The following is a 231-nucleotide window of genomic DNA, read 5'->3' on the forward strand; positions in this document are numbered from 1 at the left end:
GGGCGAGGCATTACCGTTCAGGAGTCGGGAAGCTTCGGAAATGTCGCCGGCGATACGTTCGGATTTCTGCATGCGGGAACGCTGTTCGGCGAGCTCTTCCTCCTCACCGTCACGCGGGGCCAGCGCTTCGAGTTCCTCGACGGAGGCGCGAATATAATCGGCCTCGCGGGCTCCCGCCTCCACCTTGGCCCGATGCGTCCTGAAGGCGCGTTCAGCATCCTTCCACGCCCG

General features: G+C 64.5%; 1 protein-coding gene. It reads right to left on the reverse strand.

Annotation, left to right across the window (positions count from 1 at the left end):
• Positions 1-231 (reverse strand): hypothetical protein (locus KVS69_RS20815; protein WP_217540250.1); only part of this gene is annotated, 231 nt, incomplete at both ends.

The sequence above is a fragment of the Stenotrophomonas sp. GbtcB23 genome, assembly GCF_019091045.1.
GTDB lineage: Bacteria > Pseudomonadota > Gammaproteobacteria > Xanthomonadales > Xanthomonadaceae > Stenotrophomonas > Stenotrophomonas rhizophila_A.